Raw genomic sequence first — 22758 nt, forward strand, 5'->3', positions numbered from 1 at the left:
GGGCCCCCGGCTCATGGCTCGAGCTCGCGGTACGCCTCGAGCAGGCGTGCGTGGACGTTCTCGAGACGTCGTCCTTGTGCGACGGAGCTTCGGGCTGCCGTCGACATCCGCGCGTACTCGGCAGCAGGCAGGTCACGCATCCGCTGCAGGGCAACCCGTAGGCCTGCCGGGTCGCGCGCTCGCACCACGTAGCCGTTGACGCCGTCGTCGACCAGCTCACGGCATCCCCGCACGTCCGTGACGACAGTCGGCCGCCCGGCCGCGAGGGCCTCGATGACACTCTGCGGAACCCCTTCGCGGTAGCTCGGGAGACACAGCACGTCGGCGTCGGCGACCACCTGGCGCAGCGTGGGCTGATCCACACGACCATGGACGACGACCGTACCCGGCGCGGCCGTCGCGGCGATGGCCGCGGGGTCGACAGGGCGCGGGTCAGTAGGTTCGGCAGCACCGACAAGGTGCAGCCGAACCCCCTCCAGTCCTCGGACCGCTTCCACCAGGTCGAGCACGCCCTTCTCCTCAACCATCCGGCCGACGTAGACGATTTCGAGCGGCCCTGTCGATCGGGGGGCGGGCACCATGTCGAACCATGCGTCCTCGACGCCGTTGCCGAGGTAGCGCAGCCGGCTGTTGTAGCGGCGCCCACGCGACTCGTCGAGGTCCTCGGTGCTCTGGAAGAGCATGAGGTCCGTGCGCCGTGCCAGCACCCGCTCTGCCTGTTGGATGGCGCGGGCGCGGCCCCGTGGCGGCCAGACATGGCCGTACCCGTGAACGGTATAGACCATCTGCATCCCGACCGGCCAGCACGAACGGGGCACCCACCGTACGGTCAGCGCGACAGCGGGCGAGTGGAGGTGGAGGTAGGTCGGCCTCCACTCGCGCGCGGCGCGTACGAGCTCTACGAGCGTGGCGGCCACGCGGTGCGGCAAGGGCCGGCGAGGGAACGGAATATCGATCGGTTCGAAGGGTGCGAGCCGTGCCCAGTTGACGTCGGATGACCGCCCGCAAGCCACACGCACGTCGTACCCGTGTTCCTGCTGGAACCCGAACTGGGGCTGCAGCCGGGCGATCGCATCACCGGGGGCGACGTGAAGGACTCGTCCTCGGACGGCTGTGCTGCCCTGCGACATCTCGACCCACCCCTCATCCGTTCGGCAACCCCGGTGCGGCCGACGTGACGGGAGACTAGTCGTCACCGCCCACCTCGGCAGGTCGCACGCATCGCTCGCCGTCATTGGCGACCTGTCCTAGTGTGAGGAGGCACTGACGAGCCAAGGGGGGCATGTTGGGGGTCCACGAGCTACTGCAGGTGCTGCGCAGGCGATGGCGGGTCATCACGGCGTGCGTCGTCGTCGCGCTCGCGATCGCCGGGGTGTTCCTAGTCAGGGCGACGCCGGAGTACACCTCAACGACGAGACTGTTCGTCTCGACTCCGCAGGCCGACAGCACCGACGCCTATCAAGGTGGACTGTTCTCCCAGCAACGCGTTGCCTCGTACGCGACGTTGATCACCGGGCAGGCTGTCGCCGAGCGGGTGGCCGACCGCCTCGACCTCGACGCCACGCCGAGCGAGCTCGCAGAGCAGATCAGCGCCTCGGTAGTCCCCGAGACGGTGATCCTCGAGGTGAGCGCTACTGACCCGGAACCTGAGCAGGCGCAGCGGATCGCAGAGGCGACCGCGGCAGAATTCAGCACCTATGTACGAGAGCTGGAGCGTGCGGGACGCAACGGACGCGCGCCGATCACCGCGACGGTCGTGGACGAGGCCACGCTTCCCGAGACCCCCAGCACGCCGAACATCGAGCGGACCGTGGGGCTCGCGCTCCTCCTCGGCCTGCTCGTCGGGGTCGGGGCAGCGCTGCTCCGCGAGAACCTCGACACGTCGGTGCGCACGAGCGACGACCTCGGGGAGGTGACCGACGCTCCCGTCCTCGGCTCCATCCCGTACGACTCCGCAGCGTCGAAGAGCCCGCTCGTCACCCAGATCGGTCTGCTCGCTCCGCGGACGGAGGCCTTCCGCGTCCTGCGGACCAACCTCCAGTTCGTCGACGTCGACGCGTCCAACAAGGTCATCGTGGTGACGAGCTCGATCCCCGACGAGGGCAAGTCGACGACGGCGACGAACCTCGCGCTGACCCTCGCGATCGCCCAGCACCGCGTCGTCCTCGTCGAGGGTGACCTCCGGCGACCGCGGCTCACCGACTACCTCGGGCTCCGCTCGAGCATCGGCCTCACGTCGGTGATGATCGGTCGGAGCAGCCTCGGCGACGCGCTCCAGCCGACGAGCAACAAGTTCCTCGATGTCCTCACGAGCGGGCCGATCCCGCCCAACCCTGCCGAGCTTCTCCAGAGTCAGGCGATGGCGGAGACCTTGCGCACGCTGCGGGAGTCGTACGACGTGGTCCTGATCGACGCCCCTCCGCTGCTGCCGATCACCGACGCCGCTCTGCTGGCCTCGCAGGCCGACGGCGCCATCCTCGTGGTGCGGTCGAAGAAGACGACCCGGGACCAGGTGCGACGCGCGGTCGACCGGTTGCAGGGCGTGGGTGCGCGGTTGCTCGGGACGGTGCTCACCATGACGCCGGTGCGGTCCCAGGAGGGAAGCTGGTCCGGCTACGGCTACGGCTACGGCCACACCGACCCGCCGACCGAGGCGCACCCCCACGACGACGAGGCCGTGCGGCATCGCGCCTGAGGTTAGGGGCGACCGAGTCCGCGGTAGGTCCAGCCGGCGTCGCGCCACGTCTCAGGGTCAAGCACGTTTCGTCCGTCGACGACGACCGGGTTGCGGACCTGCTTCGCAAGGTCCGCCGGATCGAGTGTGACGTACTCGCGCCACTCGGTGAGCAGCAGCACGAGGTCGGCACCCTCGACGGCCTCGTCGACGGTGGCGACGTAGGTGAGGTCGGGGTGCAGCCGGCGGGCGTTCTCGACCGCATGCGGGTCGGTGACGCGCACCTCCGCACCGTGGACGTGCAGCCGTTCGGCCACGTCCAAGGCGGGCGAGTCGCGCACGTCGTCGCTGTTCGGTTTGAACGCCGCACCCAGCACCGCGATCCGGCGGCCGGTGACGGTGCCGTCGAGGACCTGGCGCGCGATCTCGACCACGCGGTCACGGCGTCGCAGGTTGATGGTGTCGACCTCGCGCAGGAACGTCAGCGCCTGGTCGGCACCCAGCTCGCCGGCGCGTGCCATGAAGGCGCGGATGTCCTTGGGCAGGCAACCGCCGCCGAAGCCGATCCCGGCGTTGAGGAACTTGCGTCCGATGCGGTCGTCGTGACCGATCGCGTCGGCCAGCGCAGTGACGTCGGCGCCGGCGACCTCGCACAGCTCGGCCATGGCGTTGATGAACGAGATCTTGGTGGCGAGGAAGGAGTTGGCGGCGACCTTGACCAGCTCGGCGGTCGGGTAGTCGGTGACGACCAGCGGCACGTCCTCGGCCAGCGGTGCAGCGTACACCTCGTCGAGGATCGCCCTGGCGCGCTCGCCGGCCGGGCCCTCGGGCACGCCGTACACGATCCGGTCGGGGTGCAGCGTGTCCTGGACCGCGTAGCCCTCACGCAGGAACTCGGGGTTCCACACCAGCGTCGCCTCCGGCTGGACCTCGGCGATCCGTGCTGCCAGCCGCGCCGCCGTACCGACCGGCACCGTCGACTTGCCGACCACCACATCACCCGGGGCGAGGTGCGGGAGCAGGGCCTCGATGGCGCTCTCGACCTGGCTGAGATCGGCGGCGTTCTCACCGGCGCGCTGCGGCGTCCCGACGCAGACGAAGTGGACGGCGCTGCCGGCGACCGCTGCCGCGTCCGTGGTGTAGCGCAGCCGCCCGGTGTCACCCTGCTCGCTCAACAGCTCCTGGAGGCCAGGCTCGAAGAACGGTGCGCGCCCGGCCGAGAGCTCGTCGACAATGCGGGTGTCGATGTCGACTCCCGTGACGTCGTGTCCCATGCGGGAGAGGCACGACGAGGTGACGGCACCCAGGTATGAGCAGCCGATGACCGAGATACGCATGCGGGCGACGATAGCAACCAGGCTCAGAGCGCCGGACGCACGTGCAGGCCGACCTCAGGATCGACCAACGCCTCCTGCGTGGCGGCGACGCCGTCAGCGACCACGGTCGCCTCGACGGGCACGTTGCGCTTGACGACGGCGAGGGCGATCGGACCGAGCTCGTGGTGGCGGGCGGTCGAGCCGACGAACCCGACACGGCGCCCGTCGAGCACGACGTCGGACCCGTGGAGCGGCAGGTGCTCGGCCGAACCGTCGAGGTGCAGCAGCACGGCGCGGCGCGGCGGGCGTCCGAGGTTGTGGATGCGCGCGACCGTCTCCTGGCCGCGGTAGCAGCCCTTCGCGAGGTGGACGGCCTGCATGAGCTCCGGGGTCCCGGTCGAGGCGTCGTACTGCCAGCCGTACTCGTTGGGGATCGACTTGTCGTCGGTGTCGAGCCCGAGCCTCGGCACGCCGGCGGCGATCCGCAGCGCCTCCCAGGCCCAGGTGCCGACGGCCGCGCCGTAGGTGTCTGGGGCGGCCGCGAGCTCCGTACGAGGCACCACGGCAAAGCCGAGCCCGGACAGCCCGAGCACCGCGTACGCGTCGGTCGCGAGCGTCACCTCGACGCGCATCATGAAGCGCATCGAGTCGAGGTACGAGGCGAGCGTGGCGCCCTGGCCGGGCTCGGTGTGCGCCACGAACGTCTCACCGTCGTCGACGCCGTGGAACGCGTGCTCGACCCGACCCTGCGGCGACAGCACCAGGGCCTGCGTCGGCGTCCCCGGGGCCAACCCCTCGAACGCCTGAGTGGTCAGCGAGTGCAGCCAGCCCAACCGGTCGGGTCCGGTGATGGTCACGACGTCGCGGTGGGAGAGGTCGACGAAGGCCTTGTCTGCCTCGAGCGCACGCTGCTCGGTGCTGATCGCGCCGTAGTGCGCGGCCACACCACGGTCGATGCCCTCCCCCTCGACGGCGCCGGGTAGGTCGAGGAGCGGGCTGCGGTAGGTCGGTGCATCGAGATCAGACACGCTTGAGCTGCCCCCAAAGGTGCGACTGCATGGGTTGCCCCTGTGCAGCCATGTCGTAGGCGTACATGAGGTCGCCGTCCACCAGCCCGTACATGCGCTGGCCGGCCGTGTACTCCTTGGCGGTCGGCGTCCGTACGACCGCGTCGGTCTGCAACGTGAGGCGCGGGCCGTCGAGCTCGCCGAAGTAGATCTCCACGAACCCGGTCGGGTGCGTCAGCAGGAGCTCGACCGGCCCCTTGGCCTTGTCGATCGGTCCGCCGGGGCGCAGGAAGCCCGTCTCGAGGGCGCCAGGGCGAATACGCTCACCGGACTCGTCGGTGAGCCATGTCTGGCTGAAGTAGTGGAGGAACGGACGCCCGTCGTGCGCGAAGGCGATGTCCTGCTCGAAGGAGAACGGCTCGATCGTCGGGTAGTCGCCGCGTCCGTTGCCGTGCCACTGGCCCAGCAACCACGCGAGTCCGAGGATGTCGGGGTGAAGGTCCTCGGGGATCTCGAAGGGCATGCGCTCAGTCTACGGGCGGGTCCGAGGGTTGACGCCCGTGCCGTACGCGCCAGAATGTTGCGGTGCGTGCCGTCGTCCAACGAGTCAGCTCCGCCTCGGTACGTGTCGACGGCGAGGTCGTCGGCGCCTTCGACGGCCCGGGACTGGTGGTCCTGGTCGGCATCACGCACACCGACAGCGCCGACGACGCCGCTGCTCTGGCCACCAAGATCTGGAACCTGCGGATCCTCCGCGACGAACGCTCCGCCGCAGATGTCGATGCACCGCTGCTCGTCATCAGCCAGTTCACCTTGTACGCCGACGTCCGCAAGGGACGGCGCCCGTCGTGGGGTGACGCGGCTCCCGGGCCGGTCTCCGAACCCCTGTACGAGGAGTTCTGCAGGGTCCTTCGGGAACTCGGAGCGACTGTCGAACGTGGAAGGTTCGGGGCCGACATGGCGGTCGACCTCGTCAACGACGGACCGGTGACGTTGGTCCTCGACAGCGGTGAACTGACAAGGAGAGACACTGTTCGCCTGGGATGATCGCCGGTCTTGAGGCAGAATAAGGGGATTGCAGCCCCGGCCAGACGTCCTGGGCTGCCGTCATGCCGGGTGGCATGTACTGAACAGGGAGTTGGATGAGCGACTACGACGGCGCCGGCAAACGACGCGCTGAGAAGCCGCGCGGCTGGGTGCGCCGCCACTGGGTGGCGGCCACGATCGCGACTCTGCTCTCCGTCTTCCTCGTCGCTTCCGGCGCATACGCCCTCGGCATGATCAAGAGCTTCACCGGCATCGACAAGGTCCCCATCGCGGCCATTAAAGAAGAGAACCGCCCTGATCCCGCTCCCGGCGAGGCGCTCAACATCCTCGTGCTCGGCGCCGACGCCGAGGCCGACGGCAACAACAACTCCTCCTCGATCAAAGCCGACCTCAACGACGATGGCCTTTGGAAGGAGGGACGGATCCATCGCAGCGACACCATCATGGTTGCGCACGTCTCGGCCGACCGTAGCCGTGTCTCCGTCATCTCCATCCCGCGCGACTCCCATGTGACGATCTACGACGAGGAGGGCGAGGCGCGGGGCGAGGACAAGATCAACGCCGCCTTCGCCAACTACGGCCCGAACGGCGCGATCTCGACGGTCGAGCACCTCACCAACCTCCGCCTCGACCACATGGTGATCATGGACTGGGACGGCTTCCGCGACATGACGGAGGCGGTCGGCGGGGTCCGGGTCTACATCCCCGAGACGTTCTACGACACCTCCCAGAAGGTCAGCTGGGAGAAGGGCTGGCACAAGCTCAAGGGCAAGAAGGCCCTCCAGTACGTCCGCACCCGCTACGGGCTCGGCGACGGTGACTTCGATCGGATCAAGCGTCAGCAGAACTTCATCCGGCTGCTCCTCAAGAAGATGATGAGCACCGAGAACATCAGCAACCCCATCAAGCTCCAGAAGACGGTCGGCTCCGTCGCGAAGCACCTCACCATCGATGAGAACTTCAGCGTCTCGACCATCACCGACCTCGCCTGGAACATGAAGAGCATCAACGTCGACGAGGTGGACTTCATGACGGTGCCACTCGCTGCCCAGCGGTTCGGCGAGGATGCCAATGGTCAGAGCATCGTCAACCTCGACCTCGAAAAGGGCGAGCAGCTCTGGCGGATGGTCCGCAACGACCGGGTCAAGAGATACCTCCGCCTCTATCCCGACGACGCCTCCAAGCTCGGCTCCGAGACCGAAATCAACTGACCGTACGACGAAGCCCCCGCCCCGGAGATCCGGGGCGGGGGCTTCGTGGTCTCGACAGGCTCGACCAGCGGCAGGTCGGCTCGACCAGCGGCAGGTCAGACGGTCTCGAGCGTCACCTCGACGTCGACCGCGCTTCCCCGCTGGGCCTGGACCAGCCGGTCGACCGGCTGGACCCGCGGCGCGAGCGTGCGCAGCGTCCACTGCCCGGGAGCCGCGAAGAACCGGAACTGTCCGGTCGCCGACGTCGGCACCTCGGCGGTGAACTCACCGGTCGCGTCGAGGAGGCGTACGTAGGCGTTGCCCACGGGCTCGCCCGCCTTCGTCACGATGCCCTGGATGACGGACTCCTTGTCGAGGTCGACCCCGTCCAGGCTCGGGCCGCCACGCGTCGCGCCGCACATGCTCAGGCCTCGCCGGGCTCGTCGCCGAGCGCGACCGGCACGCCGATGAGCGAACCGTACTCAGTCCAGGAGCCGTCGTAGTTCTTGACGTTCGGGATCTCGAGGAGCTCCTGCAGCACGAACCACGTGTGCGAGGAGCGCTCACCGATGCGGCAGTACGCGATGGTGTCCTTGCTGCGGTCGAGGCCGGCCTCGGCGTACAGCGCCTCGAGCTCTTCGTTGCTCCTGAAGGTGCCGTCGTCGTTGGCCGCCTTGCTCCACGGGACGTTGCCGGCCGTGGGGATGTGGCCGCCGCGCTGCGCCTGCTCCTGCGGGAGGTGCGCCGGCGCCAGCAGGCGCCCGGCGAACTCGTCGGGGCTGCGGACGTCGATGAGGTTCTGGACGCCGATGGCGGCCACGACCTCGTCGCGGAACGCGCGGATCGACGTGTCCTGCTCCTGCGCGGTGTAGGACGTCGTCGCGCGGGTCGGGATCTCCTCGACGAGCTCACGGCTGTCGAGCTCCCACTTCTTGCGGCCGCCGTCGAGCAGCTTGACGTCCTGGTGGCCGTACAGCTTGAAGTACCAGTAGGCGTAGGCGGCGAACCAGTTGTTGTTGCCGCCGTAGAGCACGACGGTGTCGTCGTTGCTCACGCCACGCTCGGACAGGAGCGCCTCGAACTGCGCCTTGTTGACGAAGTCGCGGCGGACCGGATCCTGCAGGTCGTTCTTCCAGTCGAGCTTGATCGCACCGGCGATGTGGCCCTTGTCGTAAGCGGTGGTGTCCTCGTCGACCTCGATGAGCACGATGCCGTCGTCGGCGAGGTGCTCCTCGACCCAGTCGGCGGTGACGAGCGCAGATTCGCGGCTCATGGTGTTACCTCCACGGTTGTTGTCAGGCTGAGATGTGACGGTGATGGGTTTGTGGTGTGAGTCGGTGAGTCAGGCCCGCTGCGGTGCGACGCGACGGACCAGCAGGTACATCTCGCAGCCGAGGCAGAAGCCAGTGACGGCGTTGAGCAGGGCCGCCGCGAGCGCAAAGCCGACGGCGACCGCAGCGACCGCGGTCAGGCCGGCGAGCGACGCCACGAGGCCGACGAGCGCGAAGACCCCGCCGACCGCCTGGGCGAACCGCGGCGGACGTGCATCCTCGGTCTCGGCCGGCGCCCCGATCCGGGGGCGGACGACACGAGCGAACAGCTGCGCGTACGGGGTGCGTGCCGGGCCGCCGAGGACACCGACGGCGAAGACCGCGAACTGCAGACCGATCAGGACCGTCGCGAACGGCGAACCGATCGCGACGAGCGCGACACCGAGGACGACCGCCGTGATCGTGGCGGCGAAGCGCTGGCCACGCGGATCGACGCGACCGACGGGACGGTCATCGTTGGGACGCACGACAGGCTGGGAGGTTGCAGACATCAGGGACTCCAGGCGCAGAACGTGTGCCGCATCGAGGCGGCGGGCTTTGTCGCCGTGAGGCGACGTGGGCGGGTTCGTTCAGCGCATTCGACACAGCGCCGAGCGCACGCGGCAGTGGTCCACTGCGCGTCGCTTGGTCAGAAGTGTCGTACGAGGCATGTCGGCAAGAGTAGGCGGCAACCCGGGCCTGGTCACGTTCGGGTCTCGAATAGCGAGACGGCTATCCGACATCTGAGATGCGAGATCGGGTGACCGAGGTCAGCACTGCCTCGATCTCGGGCATCTTGGGCACGCCGCTCGCACGGGCGACGACAGCGCCCGCGCTGTCGAGCACCAGCACGGTCGGGGTGCGCCGGATGTCGAGCCGACGGACGAGATCGAGGTGCGACTCGGCGTCGACGTCGGCGTACGCCACGTCGTCGCGCGCGTCGGCCACCTTCGTCAGCAGCACCCGCGCTGCGCGGCACGGCGCGCAGAAGGCGCTCGCGACCTGGACGAGCGTCGCCCCACTCCCCAGCTCGGCGCCGATCTCGGCCGCAGTCAGCACCTCACGGGCCGGGGCGACCGGGGCAGCAGCGCTCACCGACGTGGGCGACGTCGTGCGCACGCGACCGTCGACGCGCTTGCGGACCAGCGCGAACGCACCGGTCGCCACGAGCACGACGAGGAGGACGGAGACACCGAGAGGCACGCGTCAAGAGTACGTTCCCCTCATGAAGGACGACGTCGCGTCCGTCGCCGACCGCCTCACCGTCGCGCTCGCAGGGCACGGTGATGCCGAACGCGCCGAGGGCGCCGCGCGCTACCTGAAGAGCATGCGCCCTCACCTCGGCGTCCGGGTGCCGGACGTCCGGGGCACGGTCCGCGCCACCCTCCGTACCAGCGGGGTGGCCGACCCCGAGGACGTCCTCCACCTCGCCACCCGGCTGTGGGCGTCCGAGGTTCACGAGCACCGGCTCGCGGCTGTGTTCGTCCTCGCCCAGCGTGCGGGCGCGCTCACCTGCGAGGACCTGGCGATTGTCGAGCACATGCTGCGCGAGGCGGAGACCTGGGCGATCGTCGACCCGCTCGCGACCGAGGTGGTGAGCGCCGTGACCGCGCGACCGGGCAGCACGGTCGCCTGCGGCGACGTCCTTGACCGCTGGGCGCGGGACGCCGACTTCTGGGTACGCCGGGCGGCGCTGCTCGCGCTGCTACCGGCGCTGCGGGCGGGCGGAGGCGACTGGGAGCGCTTCAGCCGGTACGCCGACTCGATGCTCGACGAGCGGGAGTTCTTCGTTCGCAAGGCGATCGGGTGGGTCCTGCGCGACACCGCGCGACGTCGCCCCGAGCTCGTCGCCGAGTGGATCGCCCGACGTCGCCGGACCCCTCGTCGCGCAGGCCTACCGCGCGCGCTGAGTGCCCTGCCCGACCCGTCAGATGCCTGCCCAGAGGAGGGCGGCGACGAAGACCACGGGGCCGGCGAGCGCGATCGGCGCCACGACCTCCATCGGCCACCGCGCAGGCGGGAGCGGACGCCACCACTGACCGAGCTTGCGCCCGGCCATCACCGATCCGGCGATGGCGACGGCAGCGACACCGCCCGCCACGGCGTTGACGCCCTCCCAGGACGCCATCACGATCCCGACCAGCGCGCACACCGCCAGCGCCCACACCTGGACCACCGCCCGTGCGCGGCGAGCCCGGTCGGCGACGAGCGCAACGACCGTGACGACTGCGGCGACCACGACGGCCGCGCGACCGACCGGGGACTCCGCCGCGGCGAGCCACCCCGTCACCAGCAGAGCGACGAAGCCCGTGGTGACCACGTCACCGAGGGCCGTCACGACGTCCGTACGAGGCGCCGGGCGCCGCACCTGCGCGATCAGCGCCAGCAGGATCAGGACCGGGAGCGCCAGCCCGATGCCTGCGAGCGTGCCGCTCTCGACCATCGCGCCCGCCATCACCGTCGTCCCGCGGGCACCGGCGGCGGTCGACGGCCACATGGTCACCACCGCAGCGACGAGACCGGCGACGGCGATGGGGACGACCTTCGGCGCGCGGACCGGCGTACGGGAGACACCGGGTGCCGACGGCGCCGACGCGAGGAGGAGCTGGATGAGCAGAACGGCCGCTGCCATCACCACGGCACCGGCCTGCGCCGCGAGCGCAAGGAGGCCGACGAACGCCGTGGTCACGAGACCGGGCGCGATCGCGGTAAGCCCGAGGGGCGATCGTGCCTCCTCGCGGACGCGACTCACGTCTGGGCTCGTCGCCTGCGTCCCCCGACCGACAGATTCGTGTGCGCGGTGCCACCGGAGCCTCCGGCGCTGTGCCGACTATCGCCTCCGGCGCTGTGCCGACTATCGCCTCCGGCGAAGGGCGGCAGCAGCTCCAGCTGGCCGCCGGCGGGCACCATGACGGTCGCCGGGTCGGTGCCTCCGAGCGGCTCCTCACCCACCAGCACCGAGCAGATCTCGAGCACTCGCATGAAGCGCTCGTTGCCGTCGTGCAACGCGCGCACGGCGTCGAGGACGTCGGCGACGGTGCCTGGATCGACGTGATCGACCTCACGACCTGCGGCCGCTCGGGCCGCCGCCCAATAGCGCACCGTGACGCCCGCACTGCGCTCGACGTCACGGTTACCGGTTGTTGATGCATCGGTCACGTAGCCTATTGTGGAGCAAGCAATGAAGCCCTGGGCACAGCCCTGGGCTTTCTTTGTATCCGCAGAAGGGTCCCGCGATGTCCACCTTGCTCCTGCTGACGCCGAGTACGCAGTCGTCCATCGAAGTACTTCCTGCCCTCGCGCTCCTTCCCCATCACGTCAAGATCCTTCCTCCTGACGCCAGCGCCCTCCTCGACGCACCCTCGTGCGACGCCGTCCTCATCGACGGGCGTGCCGACCTCGCTCAGGCGCGCGGACTCACCCGGCTCCTCCGCACCACCGGCGTCGACGCGCCGCTCGTCCTGATCGTCACCGAGGGTGGCCTTGCGGTCGTGGCCGCCGACTGGGGCATGGACGACGTCCTGCTCACCACCGCAGGCCCCGCAGAGGTCGAGGCCCGTCTGCGTCTCGCCATCGGCCGCGTCTCCGCCGAGGCCGGGACCGACCCCGACGCCCACGTCATCAAGTCCGGCGGCCTCACCGTCGACGACGTCACCTACACCGCACGCCTCGATGGCCGCTCCCTCGACCTGACGTTCAAAGAGTTCGAGCTCCTCAAGTTCCTCGCGCAGCACCCCGGCCGCGTGTTCACGCGCCAGCAGCTACTGCAGGAGGTCTGGGGCTACGACTACTTCGGCGGCACCCGTACGGTCGACGTCCACGTACGGCGACTGCGGGCCAAGCTCGGCCCGGACAACGAGACGCTCATCGGCACCGTCCGCAACGTCGGCTACCGGTTCGTCGCGCAGGCGCGTGACCGGCGTGAGGCCGGCGCCTCGGAGGAGACAGACGACGCCGACCGGGCGCCGGCGCCGAACGCCTTCTCGCGCCGCTGAGGGCTGTGCTTGGATCGAACCAACCGATCCATCGCGCCCGAGAGGACCGTCCATGAGCGCCCGCCGTACGGCGTCCGACCTGATCGAGCACGTCCTCGACGCCGACTCGTTCGTCTCCTGGGACACACCGATCGACGTGTCGCGCTGGCCGCAGAGCTATCAGCGCGAGCTCGCCCGAGCCGCTGAGCGCTCGGGCCGCGACGAGTCCGTGATCACCGGTCGCGCCACCGTGCGGGGGCGGCCGGTCGCGGTGGTCGCGAGCGAGTTCCGCTTCCTCGCGGGCTCCATCGGCGAGGACGCCGCGCGGCGGATCGTCTCGGCCGTACGACGCGCGACCACGGAGCGCATCCCCGTCCTCGCAACGACGGCGTCCGGTGGCACCCGCATGCAGGAGGGCACGCCCGCCTTCGTCCGCATGGTCGACATCTCGCGGGCGATCATGTCGCACAAGGCCGCCGGCCTGCCGTACCTCGTACACCTCGGGCACCCGACCACCGGCGGCGTGTTCGCCTCGTGGGGCTCTCTCGGCCACGTCACCGTCGCCGAGCCCGGCGCGCTGGTGGGGTTCCTCGGCCCGAAGGTCTACGAAGTGCTCCATCACCACCCGTTCCCCGAAGGCGTGCAGACTGCCGAGAACCTCGTCGCGCACGGCATCATCGACGCCGTCGTCTCCGCGGAGGACCTCCCTGCGCTCGTCGACAGGACGCTCGGCATCCTCATCGATCCCCCGAAGCCGCCGACACTGGCGCGCAGGAAACCCGCAGACGGGCCGAGCCTGTCGACCTGGGAGGCGATCGAGCGCACCCGCGGGACCGACCGCGCCGGCGTACGCGACGTGCTGCGGGTCGGCGGCGAGGACACGATCCGGCTCCAGGGGACGGACGAGGGTGAGCGCGACAGCGCCATGATCGTCGCCCTCACCCGGCTCGACGGCGAGCCGTGCGTCGTGGTCGGCCAAGACCGCAAGGCGCAGTCCCGCTCTCCCATGGGACCCGCGGCGCTGCGTGAGGCGCGCCGCGGCATGCGGCTGGCCAACGAGCTCGGCCTCCCCCTCGTCTCGGTGATCGACACCCCCGGCGCCGAGCTGTCCAAGGCGGCCGAGGAGGGCGCCCTCGCCGGGGAGATCGCGCGCTGCATCGCCTCCATGTCCACGATGACCGTCCCGACGGTCGCGGTGCTGCTCGGCGAAGGGTGCGGCGGCGGCGCGCTCGCGCTCTTCCCCGCCGACGTCGTCGTGGCCACCCAGAACGCGTGGCTCTCGCCGCTGCCTCCCGAAGGCGCCTCGGCGATCGTCCACGGCGACGCCGACCACGCCGCTGAGATGGCGGCGGCGCAGCGAGTGTCGGCGGCAGACCTGTTCGTCGCCGGCACCGTGCACGTCCTCGTCCCGGAGGAGGCAGACGACGACGACGACCCGGCCGGACTCGCGCGTGCCGTCGCCGCCGAGGCTGCGACCCAGATCAGACGGCTCCGTACGGAGTCCTCCTCCGGGACGTCATACGTAGCGAGGCCTACCGCCCACCGTTCGGATGACGTCCCGGGAGGTGGGCGATGAGCATCCCCGACCCACGGATCGCCCTCGCCGAACGAGTCGCGGACGTCGACGGCGTCTCCCCGCTCAACGAGGCGAGCCGGATCGCGATCGCCGCCGGTGAGCCGCCGCGCGTCGACCGTACGGTCGAGCAGGACGGCGCGCTCGTCGCGGCCGCGTACGCCGCGGGTGACGCGCCGGTCGAGCTCTTCGTCGCCCCCGGCCACCGCCGTCACGGACTCGGACGCGGGCTCCTCGACACCGTCCTCGACGCGGGCGAGTTACGCTTCTGGGCCCACGGCGACCTTCCCGGGGCTCAGCACCTCGCCCTTACGACGGGCCTCGAGGCCGTCCGCACTCTCCTCGTCCTGTCGCGGGACGCTGCGCTGCCGCTGCCGGACGAGCGCACGCTCGACGCGGTCACGCTCCGCACGTGGCGCGACGACGACGCCGAGCCGCTCGTCGCGGTGAACGCCCGCGCGTTCGCTGGCCACCCCGAGCAAGGGGCGATGGACCTCGCCGACCTGCGGGCGCGCATGGCGCAGCCGTGGTTCGACCCGGCCGGGCTCTTCGTGGCCGAGCGCGACGGCGCGGTCGTCGGATTCCACTGGACGAAGGTCGAGGACGGAGTCGGCGAGGTCTACGTCGTCGGCGTGGACCCGTCCGCGCAGGGGCTCGGCCTCGGCAAGGCGCTGACGCTGCGCGGGCTGCACCACCTCGTGAGCCTGGGCGTGGAACGCGTCGACCTCTATGTGGAGGGTGACAACGTGCCCGCCCTCGCCACGTACGAAGGGCTCGGGTTCACCGAGAGCGCGCGCGACGTCCTCTACGAACGCGCCTGACGACCGGTCAGGCCGCGCGCCCGACCCAGAGCTGGTGCCCGGCACCGACGTCGACCGTCCCGACGCCGACGAAGCCTGCGGACTCGAGCACAGCGACGCGCTCCGGCTCGAGCGAGGCCGCGGCGGCGACACCGCCATCGAGTGCTTCCAGCGCGGGCATGATGGTCGCCCGCATGACGGCAGGCGCCGCAAGACGCGAGACGTGCTGCGCCACCCCCAGACCGCTGAGGATCTGCTCGGGATCGATCCGCTCGAGGAGGGCCGCCACCTCGAGCGACGCCCCTGCCAGCGCAGCGCGGACCTCGGCGCCGGGGTCGAGCGCCGCGGCGAGCGAGGGACCGTGCAGCTCGCGGAGCAGGACGTCGCGCAGCCCGTCCCCCGCACCGGTCTCGACCGCCGGCATCCACACCGACGCGGCCTCCAGGACCCCGTTGCGCTCGGCGACCCAGAGCTGACCGTGCTGCAGGACGACGTGGCTCAGCGCCATCCGGGCCACCGACGCGGCGACCTCAGGGTCGGCAGGACCGTCCGGAAACCCGTCGCCGTCGACGTCGATCTCAGGTGCTGACGACTCGAGCAGACGGGCTGCGCTCGTGACGTCGACGATGCCCGCGGGGCGGACGGTCAACGGTGCGGTCGTGGTGGCGGTCATGCCTCCAGCGTGTCAGCGCGAGCCAAACATGCTCAGCTCCGGTGGAGTCCGCGGCGCAGTGCGCGAGCCGCGCGGCGCATCGCCGCAGGGGCAGCCGTGCCGAGGGCGACCATGTTGGCGAAGGAGTGGATCAGCCCGTCCTCGCAGAGGTACGTCACCTCGACACCGGCGGCGCGCATCGCCTCGGCGTACGCCTCGCCCTCGTCGAGCAGCGGGTCGAACCCGGCGGTGACGACGTAGGCCGGCGGCAGACCCTCGAGCTTGCCGTACAGCGGAGAGAGCCGCGGGTCGGCCGGATCCGGCGCGGACGCGGTGTAGCTGTCGGACGAGAGGTCGATGAAGCCGCCGGTGAGGAAGAACCCGGTCTCCATCTCCGTACGACTCGGACGCTTCTCGACGAAGTCGACGGCGGGATAGATCAGCAGCTGGTACGCCGGAGGGACGACGCCCGCCGGCTGCTCCGTACGACCGACGACCTGCTGGGCGACGACGGTCGCGAGGTTGCCGCCCGCGGAGTCACCGCCGACCGCGACGCGGTGCCGGTCGATCCCCAGCGCGTCGGCGTGCGCGAGCACCCAGTCGTACGCCGCGAGGCAGTCGTCGGGCGCAGCGGGAAACGGGTGCTCGGGCGCGAGGCGGTAGTCGACCGCGACGACCCGGACCCCCGCCTGCTCGGCGAGGAACCGGCACATCGCGTCGTGGCTCTCGAGGTCGCCGTAGATCCAGCCGCCACCGTGGAAGAACACGAGCGCCGGCGCCGTCCCGGTGACCCCACGCGGCGCGTAGAGACGCAGCGGGAGCGGCCCGCCGGGTCCGTCGATCGTCCGGTCGTGCACCGAGCCGATCGGGAGCGCCCCACCGGCCATGGCTGCACTTGCGCGGATGATGCGGCGCCCGTGCGGGATCGGCACGGACTCCGCGGCCGGCCCCTCGAGCGCCTGCAGGGTCAGCAGCAGCCGCATCTGCGGGTCGAGGGTGCGGTGACGGCGGGTGACCGGCGCACCGGCGAGCCTGGCGATCACCGGCGCAGGCAGACGGAAGGCGGCGCGCAGCGCGGCTCCCTTGACGGATGTGGTGGAGGTCACGGCGGTACGGTAGCCGATCGCACCCCTCGGCGGCCGGTCGTTCGTAGGTCACCCGTAGGTCACTTTGCCGTGGCACGATGCCGTCATGGCCGAAGATCTCGCCACCACCAGCGTCGCGACCGCCACCGAGGAGCACCCACGCTCACCGGACTCCTTCGATGTGGACCCGCCGTACGAGGCCGTCACGGGAGACCTGCCCGACGACCGGTTCAGTGACCGCGAGCTCTCCTGGCTGGCCTTCAACGAGCGCGTGCTCGAGCTCGCCGAGGACCAGACGGTGCCGCTGCTCGAGCGCATCCGCTTCACGGCGATCTTCTCCGGCAACCTCGACGAGTTCTTCATGGTCCGCATCGCAGGCCTCAAGCGACGCATCGCCACAGGGCTGGCCTCCCGTCGCGCCAGCGGCATCCAACCGCGCGAGGTGTGGTCGGCCAGCCTCGAGACGAGCCGTGACCTCATGCTGCGCCAGGGCGCGCTGCTCACCGATACCCTGCGGCGCGAGCTCGATGGGCACGGGATCGCACTCCTGCACTGGGACGACCTCGACGCCGACGAGCGCAAGGGCGTGGGGCAGGTCTTCCGCGAGCGCGTGTTCCCCGTCCTGACCCCGCTGGCCGTCGACCCCGCGCACCCGTTCCCGTACATCTCCGGGCTCTCGCTCAACCTCGCGGTCATGATGCGCAACCCGGTCACCGGCAAGTCCCACTTCGCGCGCGTGAAGGTCCCGCCGATCTTCGACCGCTGGCTCGAGGTCGGCCCGCAGCGCTTCGTCCCGCTCGAGGAGGTCATCGCGGCGCACCTCGACGCGCTCTTCCCCGGGATGGAGATCCTCGCCCACCACTCGTTCCGCGTGACCCGCAACGAGGACCTCGAGGTCGAGGAGGACGACGCCGAGAACCTCCTCAAGGCCCTCGAGCAGGAGCTGTTGCGCCGCAAGTTCGGGCCGCCGGTGCGTCTCGAGGTCGAGGACACGATGGATGAGCACGTGCGCGAGCTGCTGGTCACCGAGCTCGACATCAGCCCCGACGAGGTGTTCGCGCTGCCGGCGCCGCTCGACCTCGCGAGCCTGCACCAGATCGCCGACCTCGATCGGCCCGAGCTGCAGTACGAGCCGTTCGTGCCGACGACCCACCCCGATCTCGCCGAGGTGGAGTCGGCGAGCCCGGTCGACATGTTCGCCGCGCTGCGCGAGCGCGACGTCCTGGTCCACCACCCCTACGACTCCTTCGCCACGAGCGTTCAGCGCTTCGTCGAGCAGGCGGCCGCCGACCCGCAGGTGCTCGCGATCAAGCAGACGCTCTATCGCACCTCCGGTGACTCGCCGATCATCGACTCGCTCGTCGACGCCGCCCGTGCCGGCAAGCAGGTGCTCGTGCTGGTCGAGATCAAGGCGCGCTTCGACGAGCAGGCCAACATCCGGTGGGCCCGCAAGCTCGAGCGGGCGGGCTGCCACGTCGTCTACGGGCTGCTCGGGCTCAAGACCCACTGCAAGCTGTGCCTGGTCGTACGGGACGAGCCCGACGGGCTGCGCCGCTACGCCCACATCGGCACCGGCAACTACAACCCCAAGACGGCACGCCTGTACGAGGACTACGGCTTGCTCACCACCGACACGAAGATCGCCGACGACCTGACGGACCTCTTCAACAACCTGTCCGGCTACTCCCGGCGCGAGTCGTACCGCCAGCTCCTCGTCGCGCCCGCCCGCCTGCGCCCCGGGATCGTCGAACGCATCGAGCAGGAGATCGACCACCACGGCGCGGGCCGACCTGCCGACATCCGGATCAAGGTCAACTCGATCGTCGACGAGGAGGTCATCGACGCCCTTTATCGCGCGTCGCAGGCGGGGGTGCCGGTGCAGATGCTCGTCCGCGGCATCTGCGCCCTGCGGCCCGGCGTCCCGGGGATGAGCGAGAACATCGTCGTCCGCAGCGTGCTCGGGAGATTTCTCGAGCACAGCCGCGTCTTCTGGTTCGCCGGCGGCGGTGACCCGCAGGTCTGGATCGGGTCCGCCGACCTCATGCACCGCAACCTCGACCGGCGCGTGGAGGTGCTCGTGCAGCTCGGGCGTCCGGAGCACATCGCCGAGGTCGGGGCGATGCTCGACCTTGCGATGGACCCCGCCACGGACGCGTGGGACCTCGGGCCCGACGGCACCTGGACCCGGCGCTCGAGCTCCGAGGGGCCTCTCCTCGACCTCCAGCAGGAGACGATCGACCGCACCCGCGCACGGCGCGCCCGCGCACGCGCCGAGGCGAAGGACCACCCCGCGGTCGGCGGATTCGTGTGAACCGGCCGATCCGATGGTCGGCCGGCGCCCTGGTGTGGCGCCCCGCGCCGGGAGGCTCGCCGACGGACCTGCAGGTCCTGCTGGTGCACCGCCCGCGCCACGACGACTGGACGGTGCCCAAGGGGACTGTCGAGCGGGGCGAGGTGCGGCCTGTCACCGCGGTGCGCGAGGTCGAGGAGGAGACCGGCGTGACCGCGCGGCTCGGCGTGCCGCTCCTCGAGCTCGAGTACGAGTATGCGCCGGGCCGGATGAAGAACGTCGCCTACTGGGCCGCCACCGCGGTGCGCGGCGACGCCGACGCGTACGAGCCCAACAAGGAGATCGACGGCGTCGCGTGGGTCCCGCTCACGAAGGCGGCCAAGCGACTCTCGTACGACTCCGACCGCAGCGTGCTCGACGCCTTCGCCGAACGTCTCTCGTCCGGGGCTCTCGATGCGCGCACGCTGCTCGTCGTCCGGCACGCGACCGCCCGGCCACGCCAGCGATGGCGCAAGGACCCGCTCGCCCGCCCGCTCAGCGCGGAGGGCAAGAACGAGGCGCGTGGGCTCCGCCCCCTGCTCGCGGCGTACGGGGTGCACCACCTGCGCTCGAGCGCCGCCCTGCGGTGCGCCGCCACGCTCAGTCCGTACGCCGATACCCTGCACCGGCCGATCGTGCTCGACCACCGCCTCGACGAGCCCCGCGAGGGTGGTCCCGAAAAGAAGCGACCGGTCGCCGAGGCGATGGCCGAAGCCGTCGACCACAAGCGACCGGTCGTCGTCTGCGGCCACCGCCCCGTGCTTCCGCGGATGCTCGAGGTGGTCGGCGTGGACGCTAGCGCGGTCGACGCCGATCCCTTGCCGGCTGCAGGTCTGGTCGTGGTGCACCACCGTCGGGGCGAGGTCCGCGCGATCGAGCGCCACGACCCGCACTGATCGTCAGACCGAGCGCCGCCACCGTCATCATCACTGCCGCGACCGGGGCGAGGGCGTCGGCGCCACGGTTCTCCAGCAGCCAGGCCCCGGAGGCGGCACCCGCAGCGATCCCAAGGTTGAGCGCGGTGACGACGACCGCCCCGGCGGCGCCGCGAGCCGCCGGCGAGGCGATCCGCATGACCGTCGCCTGGAAGATCGGCGGGAGCAGCCCGATCATCGTTCCCCAGACCGCGATGACCACCAGGGCGGCCGCGGTGCTCGTGTCGAGCGCCGTGAGGGCGAGCACGGTGAGCGCGAAGGCGATCGCGGTCCCCGGGAGGGCGGCCCTCGGGTAGCGGTCCGACAGCGGTCCGGCGATGGCGAGCCCAAGCGCTCCGGTGGCCCCGAAGAGCGCGAGGACGCCGCCGAGCGCCGAGGGCTCCATGCCGGCCACCCGCGTCACGAGCGGACCGACGTAGGTGAACACCTGGAAGTGGCCGACGAGCAGCAGTGCACTCAAGGTCGCGGTGACGGCCACGCGGACGAGAGAGCGGTCGCGGCCCGCCGAGGCGGTGCCCGTGGGCTCGGGACTCGCGCCGGGGGCGGTGTCACGAGGAAGCACCTTCGCGAGTGCGACGGCGGCGACGGCCAGGAGGACGCCCGCGCCGACGAGCACCACACGCCACCCGACGAGCTCGGCTGCCGCCGTGCCGAGCGGTACACCCACGATGCCCGCCGCGGTCGGCCCGACGAGGACCACCGACACCGCCTTGCCGAGGTGCCGTTCGTCGACGATCGAGGCCGCGTACGGGACGAGCAGCGCCCACAGGAGCCCGTGGGCGGCAGCCGCGACGATCCGTGCGACGACCAGCAGCCCGTACGCCGGGGCGAGCGCGGCGAGCACCGCGGCCCCCGCGCTCACCACCACCGCACCGAGCATCACCGCACGACGAGGCAGGCGGCGGGTGGCCCGCTCCAGTGGGAGGCTCAGGGCGGCGACCGTCAGCGCCCACGCCGTCACCAACAGCCCGATGCTGCCCCGCGAGACCCCGAGATCGTCGGCCATCGAGGGCAAGAGCCCGGCGGGGAGCAGCTCGACGGTCACGGTCGCGAAGGCCGCGCCGGCGAGGGTCAGCAGCGCGGCCCACGTACGGCGGGTCATGCCCGGGAGAGTTGTCATCGTCTGTGTCATGCTCGGACCGTAGACCTTGACATCTGTGTCAAGGTCAAGCCCGATCCGAGAGGACGTGCCGTGCGTGTCGGAGAGCTCGCCGAGGCCACCGGGGTCGCGCCCCGCATGCTTCGCTACTACGAGGAGCAGGGCCTGCTCACGTCCCACCGCGAGCCCAACGGCTACCGGTCGTACGACGATGCCTCCGTGGAGCGGGTCCGTACGGTCAGGAGCCTCATCGCCTCCGGGCTGCCGACCCGCCTCGTCCGGATCGTGCTCGACGTCGAGGCGCTGGCCAACGCCGAGCTGCCACCCTCGTGCAGCCGCGAGTTCGCCGAGATGATGTCTGCCGAGCTCACCGCGCTCGAGGACAAGATCGCGTGCCTGACCAAGAGCCGCGACACCGTCACCCGCTACCTCGAGCGCACCGAGCACGGCGACCTCGTCGGCGCCGCACACCCCGCCTGACCACGGCGTACGTCACATCCGCGCGCCGACTCGTCGGCCACCGTTCACCTTCGGTTCACCTTCGTCCGGCTGCTGCTTCACCTGCGCTCCCTAACGTCAGCGTCGACAACAGAGATCGACATGACTTCCCAGAGAGGGAAAGCACGTGAACCGCACCAAGCTCCGCGTCGCCACACCGTTGGCACTGGCCGCTGTCGCGGCACTGACCCTGTCCGCCTGCGGCGCGGGCAACGAGGCCGACGCGACCGACGACGCGACCGAGAGCACGCTCAGCGGCACGCTCAACGGCGCCGGCGCAAGCTCGCAGGAGGCGGCGGTCGCCTCGTGGAAGCAGGGCTTCCAGACCGCGAACCCCGACGTGACTGTCAACTACGACCCGGCAGGTTCAGGCGCCGGACGCGAGCAGTTCATCGCGGGCGGCACCGACTTCGCCGGCTCCGACGCCTACCTCGACGACGAGGAGCTGACGGCCGCCGAGGAGCGCTGCGGGTCCGACGTGATCGAGGTCCCGACGTACGTCAGCCCGATCGCCGTCATCTACAACCTCCCGGGGGTCGACGGCCTGCAGCTGTCGGCCGACACCCTCGGCAAGATCTTCGCCGGCGCGATCACCACCTGGGACGATGCGGCCATCAAGGCCGACAACCCCGACGCCACCCTCCCGTCGTCGAAGATCACGCCGGTCCACCGCTCAGACGACTCGGGCACGACCGAGAACTTCACCGCCTACATGGCCGCAGCGGCGCCGCAGAGCTGGACCGAGGGCGAGGTCGAGACCTGGCCGATCAAGGGCGGCGAGGGCGCGCAGGGCACGTCCGGTGTCGTCGCGACCGTCCAGGGCGGCGAGGGGACGATCGGGTACGCCGACGCCAGCCAGGCCGGCGACCTCGGTGTCGCGTCGCTCAAGGTCGGCGAGGAGTACGTCGGGCCGAGCCCCGAGGCCGCCGCCAAGATCCTCGAGGCGTCGAAGCAGAAGGAAGGCCGCGGCGACACGCACCTCGTGATGGACATCGACCACACCACGACCGAGTCGGGCGTCTACCCCGCGGTCCTGCTGTCGTACCAGATCGCGTGCCTGCAGTACGACGACGAGGCCAAGGCCGACCTCGTCAAGGGCTGGCTCTCGTACGTCGCCAGCTCCGACGGCCAGCAGGCTGCCGCCGAGGGCGCCGGCTCCGCCCCGTTGACGAGCGCGCTCGAGGAGCGCATCGCCGACATCGTCGAAGGGATCTCGGCGAAGTGATGCTCCTGCGGGCGGCCGTCCGTACCGGGGGATCGGACGGCCGC

General features: G+C 70.8%; 23 protein-coding genes and 1 pseudogene. 11 read left to right on the forward strand and 13 right to left on the reverse strand.

The features are described 5' to 3' along the window. Window positions 1-11: 11 nt before the first annotated feature. A complete protein-coding gene (locus tag ACFSDF_RS06350; protein WP_377156707.1) occupies window positions 12-1235 on the reverse strand; it encodes a glycosyltransferase in 1224 nt (407 codons plus the stop codon). Between the two features lie 47 nt (window positions 1236-1282). Between ACFSDF_RS06350 and ACFSDF_RS06355 the strand changes: the two genes are divergently transcribed. Beyond that, window positions 1283-2695, forward strand: a complete 1413-nt coding sequence (locus tag ACFSDF_RS06355) for a tyrosine-protein kinase domain-containing protein (protein ID WP_243842867.1) — start codon at window positions 1283-1285, stop codon at window positions 2693-2695. Between the two features lie 2 nt (window positions 2696-2697). Here ACFSDF_RS06355 and ACFSDF_RS06360 read toward each other — a convergent pair whose 3' ends face one another. The 3 genes from ACFSDF_RS06360 to ACFSDF_RS06370 are packed head-to-tail and all read right to left on the reverse strand — an operon-like array spanning window position 2698 to window position 5520. Then, window positions 2698-4011 (reverse strand): UDP-glucose dehydrogenase family protein, encoded by a 1314-nt coding sequence (locus tag ACFSDF_RS06360; protein ID WP_167001416.1) that lies wholly within the window; start codon window positions 4009-4011, stop codon window positions 2698-2700. A 23-nt stretch (window positions 4012-4034) separates the two neighbouring features. Then, window positions 4035-5018, reverse strand: a complete 984-nt coding sequence (ygfZ, locus tag ACFSDF_RS06365; protein WP_377156709.1) for a CAF17-like 4Fe-4S cluster assembly/insertion protein YgfZ — start codon at window positions 5016-5018, stop codon at window positions 4035-4037. Continuing rightward, window positions 5011-5520 carry a heme-binding beta-barrel domain-containing protein gene (locus ACFSDF_RS06370; protein ID WP_167001414.1) on the reverse strand — a complete coding sequence of 170 codons (510 nt, stop codon included), beginning with the start codon at window positions 5518-5520 and terminating at the stop codon, window positions 5011-5013. Before ACFSDF_RS06370 ends, ygfZ begins: the two co-directional genes overlap by 8 nt. 62 nt (window positions 5521-5582) lie before the next feature. Here ACFSDF_RS06370 and dtd point away from each other — a divergent pair, with 62 nt between their 5' ends. Together dtd and ACFSDF_RS06380 are read left to right on the forward strand one after the other, a co-directional pair. After that, window positions 5583-6044, forward strand: coding sequence for a D-aminoacyl-tRNA deacylase (dtd, locus tag ACFSDF_RS06375; protein WP_167249124.1), 462 nt, complete (start codon window positions 5583-5585; stop codon window positions 6042-6044). Window positions 6045-6139: 95 nt separating this feature from the next. After that, window positions 6140-7255 carry an LCP family protein gene (locus ACFSDF_RS06380; RefSeq protein WP_377156712.1) on the forward strand — a complete coding sequence of 372 codons (1116 nt, stop codon included), beginning with the start codon at window positions 6140-6142 and terminating at the stop codon, window positions 7253-7255. Window positions 7256-7350: 95 nt separating this feature from the next. On the opposite strand, the gene ACFSDF_RS06385 is transcribed toward ACFSDF_RS06380, so the two are convergent. From ACFSDF_RS06385 to ACFSDF_RS06400, 4 genes are all read right to left on the reverse strand, one after another. After that, the gene (locus ACFSDF_RS06385) at window positions 7351-7656 is read right to left on the reverse strand and encodes a DUF1416 domain-containing protein (RefSeq protein WP_167001411.1); all 306 of its coding nucleotides are present in this window, start codon (window positions 7654-7656) and stop codon (window positions 7351-7353) included. A 2-nt stretch (window positions 7657-7658) separates the two neighbouring features. Further along, window positions 7659-8507: a sulfurtransferase gene (locus ACFSDF_RS06390; protein ID WP_167001410.1), complete on the reverse strand. Its 849-nt coding sequence runs from the start codon at window positions 8505-8507 to the stop codon at window positions 7659-7661. Between the two features lie 69 nt (window positions 8508-8576). Then, complete coding sequence (locus ACFSDF_RS06395) at window positions 8577-9056, reverse strand: DUF4395 domain-containing protein (protein WP_377156714.1); 480 nt, start codon at window positions 9054-9056, stop codon at window positions 8577-8579. 220 nt (window positions 9057-9276) lie between these two features. Continuing rightward, window positions 9277-9747 (reverse strand): thioredoxin family protein, encoded by a 471-nt coding sequence (locus tag ACFSDF_RS06400; RefSeq protein WP_377156716.1) that lies wholly within the window; start codon window positions 9745-9747, stop codon window positions 9277-9279. A gap of 22 nt (window positions 9748-9769) precedes the next feature. Between ACFSDF_RS06400 and ACFSDF_RS06405 the strand changes: the two are divergent. Then, window positions 9770-10444 (forward strand): annotated as a pseudogene (locus ACFSDF_RS06405) (DNA alkylation repair protein); the annotation flags it as partial. Window positions 10445-10471: 27 nt separating this feature from the next. On the opposite strand, the gene ACFSDF_RS06410 reads toward ACFSDF_RS06405, so the two are convergent. Next, window positions 10472-11296 carry a hypothetical protein gene (locus ACFSDF_RS06410; protein WP_167001406.1) on the reverse strand — a complete coding sequence of 275 codons (825 nt, stop codon included), beginning with the start codon at window positions 11294-11296 and terminating at the stop codon, window positions 10472-10474. After that, window positions 11293-11703 carry a MoaD/ThiS family protein gene (locus ACFSDF_RS06415; protein ID WP_182397134.1) on the reverse strand — a complete coding sequence of 137 codons (411 nt, stop codon included), beginning with the start codon at window positions 11701-11703 and terminating at the stop codon, window positions 11293-11295. The genes ACFSDF_RS06410 and ACFSDF_RS06415 overlap by 4 nt, the downstream gene beginning before the upstream one ends. Window positions 11704-11780: 77 nt before the next feature. Here ACFSDF_RS06415 and ACFSDF_RS06420 point away from each other — a divergent pair, with 77 nt between their 5' ends. Genes ACFSDF_RS06420 through mshD form a run of 3 tightly spaced genes read left to right on the forward strand, consistent with a single transcriptional unit; the run spans window position 11781 to window position 14912 of the window. Further along, window positions 11781-12539 (forward strand): winged helix-turn-helix transcriptional regulator, encoded by a 759-nt coding sequence (locus tag ACFSDF_RS06420; RefSeq protein WP_167001405.1) that lies wholly within the window; start codon window positions 11781-11783, stop codon window positions 12537-12539. A 52-nt stretch (window positions 12540-12591) separates the two neighbouring features. After that, entirely contained in the window at window positions 12592-14094 is a 1503-nt protein-coding gene (locus tag ACFSDF_RS06425) for a carboxyl transferase domain-containing protein (protein ID WP_377156718.1), read from the forward strand. Beyond that, window positions 14091-14912, forward strand: coding sequence for a mycothiol synthase (mshD, locus tag ACFSDF_RS06430; protein ID WP_377156720.1), 822 nt, complete (start codon window positions 14091-14093; stop codon window positions 14910-14912). Before ACFSDF_RS06425 ends, mshD begins: the two co-directional genes overlap by 4 nt. Window positions 14913-14919: 7 nt before the next feature. Here the strand turns inward: mshD and ACFSDF_RS06435 are convergent, their stop codons facing one another. Together ACFSDF_RS06435 and ACFSDF_RS06440 are read right to left on the reverse strand one after the other, a co-directional pair. Next, a complete protein-coding gene (locus ACFSDF_RS06435; RefSeq protein WP_167249140.1) occupies window positions 14920-15564 on the reverse strand; it encodes a hypothetical protein in 645 nt (214 codons plus the stop codon). Between the two features lie 32 nt (window positions 15565-15596). Then, window positions 15597-16649, reverse strand: a complete 1053-nt coding sequence (locus ACFSDF_RS06440; protein WP_377156722.1) for an alpha/beta hydrolase — start codon at window positions 16647-16649, stop codon at window positions 15597-15599. A gap of 85 nt (window positions 16650-16734) precedes the next feature. On the opposite strand from ACFSDF_RS06440, the gene ACFSDF_RS06445 reads away from it, so the two are divergent. After that, on the forward strand, window positions 16735-18939 hold the full coding sequence (locus ACFSDF_RS06445) for an RNA degradosome polyphosphate kinase (protein ID WP_377156724.1): 2205 nt from the start codon (window positions 16735-16737) through the stop codon (window positions 18937-18939). Continuing rightward, window positions 18936-19853 carry an NUDIX hydrolase gene (locus ACFSDF_RS06450; RefSeq protein WP_377156727.1) on the forward strand — a complete coding sequence of 306 codons (918 nt, stop codon included), beginning with the start codon at window positions 18936-18938 and terminating at the stop codon, window positions 19851-19853. The genes ACFSDF_RS06445 and ACFSDF_RS06450 overlap by 4 nt, the downstream gene beginning before the upstream one ends. Here the strand turns inward: ACFSDF_RS06450 and ACFSDF_RS06455 are convergent. Next, window positions 19753-21024 carry an MFS transporter gene (locus tag ACFSDF_RS06455; protein WP_167249144.1) on the reverse strand — a complete coding sequence of 424 codons (1272 nt, stop codon included), beginning with the start codon at window positions 21022-21024 and terminating at the stop codon, window positions 19753-19755. The genes ACFSDF_RS06450 and ACFSDF_RS06455 overlap by 101 nt on opposite strands. Before the next feature lie 60 nt (window positions 21025-21084). Here ACFSDF_RS06455 and ACFSDF_RS06460 point away from each other — a divergent pair, with 60 nt between their 5' ends. Together ACFSDF_RS06460 and pstS are read left to right on the forward strand one after the other, a co-directional pair. Then, a complete protein-coding gene (locus ACFSDF_RS06460; protein ID WP_377156730.1) occupies window positions 21085-21471 on the forward strand; it encodes a MerR family transcriptional regulator in 387 nt (128 codons plus the stop codon). Window positions 21472-21616: 145 nt separating this feature from the next. After that, window positions 21617-22714 (forward strand): phosphate ABC transporter substrate-binding protein PstS, encoded by a 1098-nt coding sequence (pstS, locus tag ACFSDF_RS06465; RefSeq protein ID WP_208322250.1) that lies wholly within the window; start codon window positions 21617-21619, stop codon window positions 22712-22714. Window positions 22715-22758: the final 44 nt, after the last annotated feature.

The sequence above is a fragment of the Mumia zhuanghuii genome, assembly GCF_042681565.1.
Taxonomy (GTDB): Bacteria; Actinomycetota; Actinomycetes; order Propionibacteriales; family Nocardioidaceae; genus Mumia.

Excerpts from the sequence above, each read along its gene's own strand:
- ACFSDF_RS06395 (WP_377156714.1), bottom strand. The coding sequence starts at position 9,056 with ATGTCTGCAACCTCCCAGCCTGTCGTGCGTCCCAACGATGACCGTCCC.
- mshD (WP_377156720.1), top strand. The coding sequence starts at position 14,091 with ATGAGCATCCCCGACCCACGGATCGCCCTCGCCGAACGAGTCGCGGAC.
- ACFSDF_RS06370 (WP_167001414.1), bottom strand. The coding sequence starts at position 5,520 with ATGCCCTTCGAGATCCCCGAGGACCTTCACCCCGACATCCTCGGACTC.
- ACFSDF_RS06420 (WP_167001405.1), top strand. The coding sequence starts at position 11,781 with ATGTCCACCTTGCTCCTGCTGACGCCGAGTACGCAGTCGTCCATCGAA.
- ACFSDF_RS06350 (WP_377156707.1), bottom strand. The coding sequence starts at position 1,235 with ATGACGGCGAGCGATGCGTGCGACCTGCCGAGGTGGGCGGTGACGACT.
- ACFSDF_RS06425 (WP_377156718.1), top strand. The coding sequence starts at position 12,592 with ATGAGCGCCCGCCGTACGGCGTCCGACCTGATCGAGCACGTCCTCGAC.
- ACFSDF_RS06435 (WP_167249140.1), bottom strand. The coding sequence starts at position 15,564 with ATGACCGCCACCACGACCGCACCGTTGACCGTCCGCCCCGCGGGCATC.
- ACFSDF_RS06390 (WP_167001410.1), bottom strand. The coding sequence starts at position 8,507 with ATGAGCCGCGAATCTGCGCTCGTCACCGCCGACTGGGTCGAGGAGCAC.
- ACFSDF_RS06445 (WP_377156724.1), top strand. The coding sequence starts at position 16,735 with ATGGCCGAAGATCTCGCCACCACCAGCGTCGCGACCGCCACCGAGGAG.
- ACFSDF_RS06355 (WP_243842867.1), top strand. The coding sequence starts at position 1,283 with ATGTTGGGGGTCCACGAGCTACTGCAGGTGCTGCGCAGGCGATGGCGG.
- ACFSDF_RS06385 (WP_167001411.1), bottom strand. The coding sequence starts at position 7,656 with ATGTGCGGCGCGACGCGTGGCGGCCCGAGCCTGGACGGGGTCGACCTC.
- ACFSDF_RS06380 (WP_377156712.1), top strand. The coding sequence starts at position 6,140 with ATGAGCGACTACGACGGCGCCGGCAAACGACGCGCTGAGAAGCCGCGC.
- ACFSDF_RS06455 (WP_167249144.1), bottom strand. The coding sequence starts at position 21,024 with ATGACACAGACGATGACAACTCTCCCGGGCATGACCCGCCGTACGTGG.
- ACFSDF_RS06360 (WP_167001416.1), bottom strand. The coding sequence starts at position 4,011 with ATGCGTATCTCGGTCATCGGCTGCTCATACCTGGGTGCCGTCACCTCG.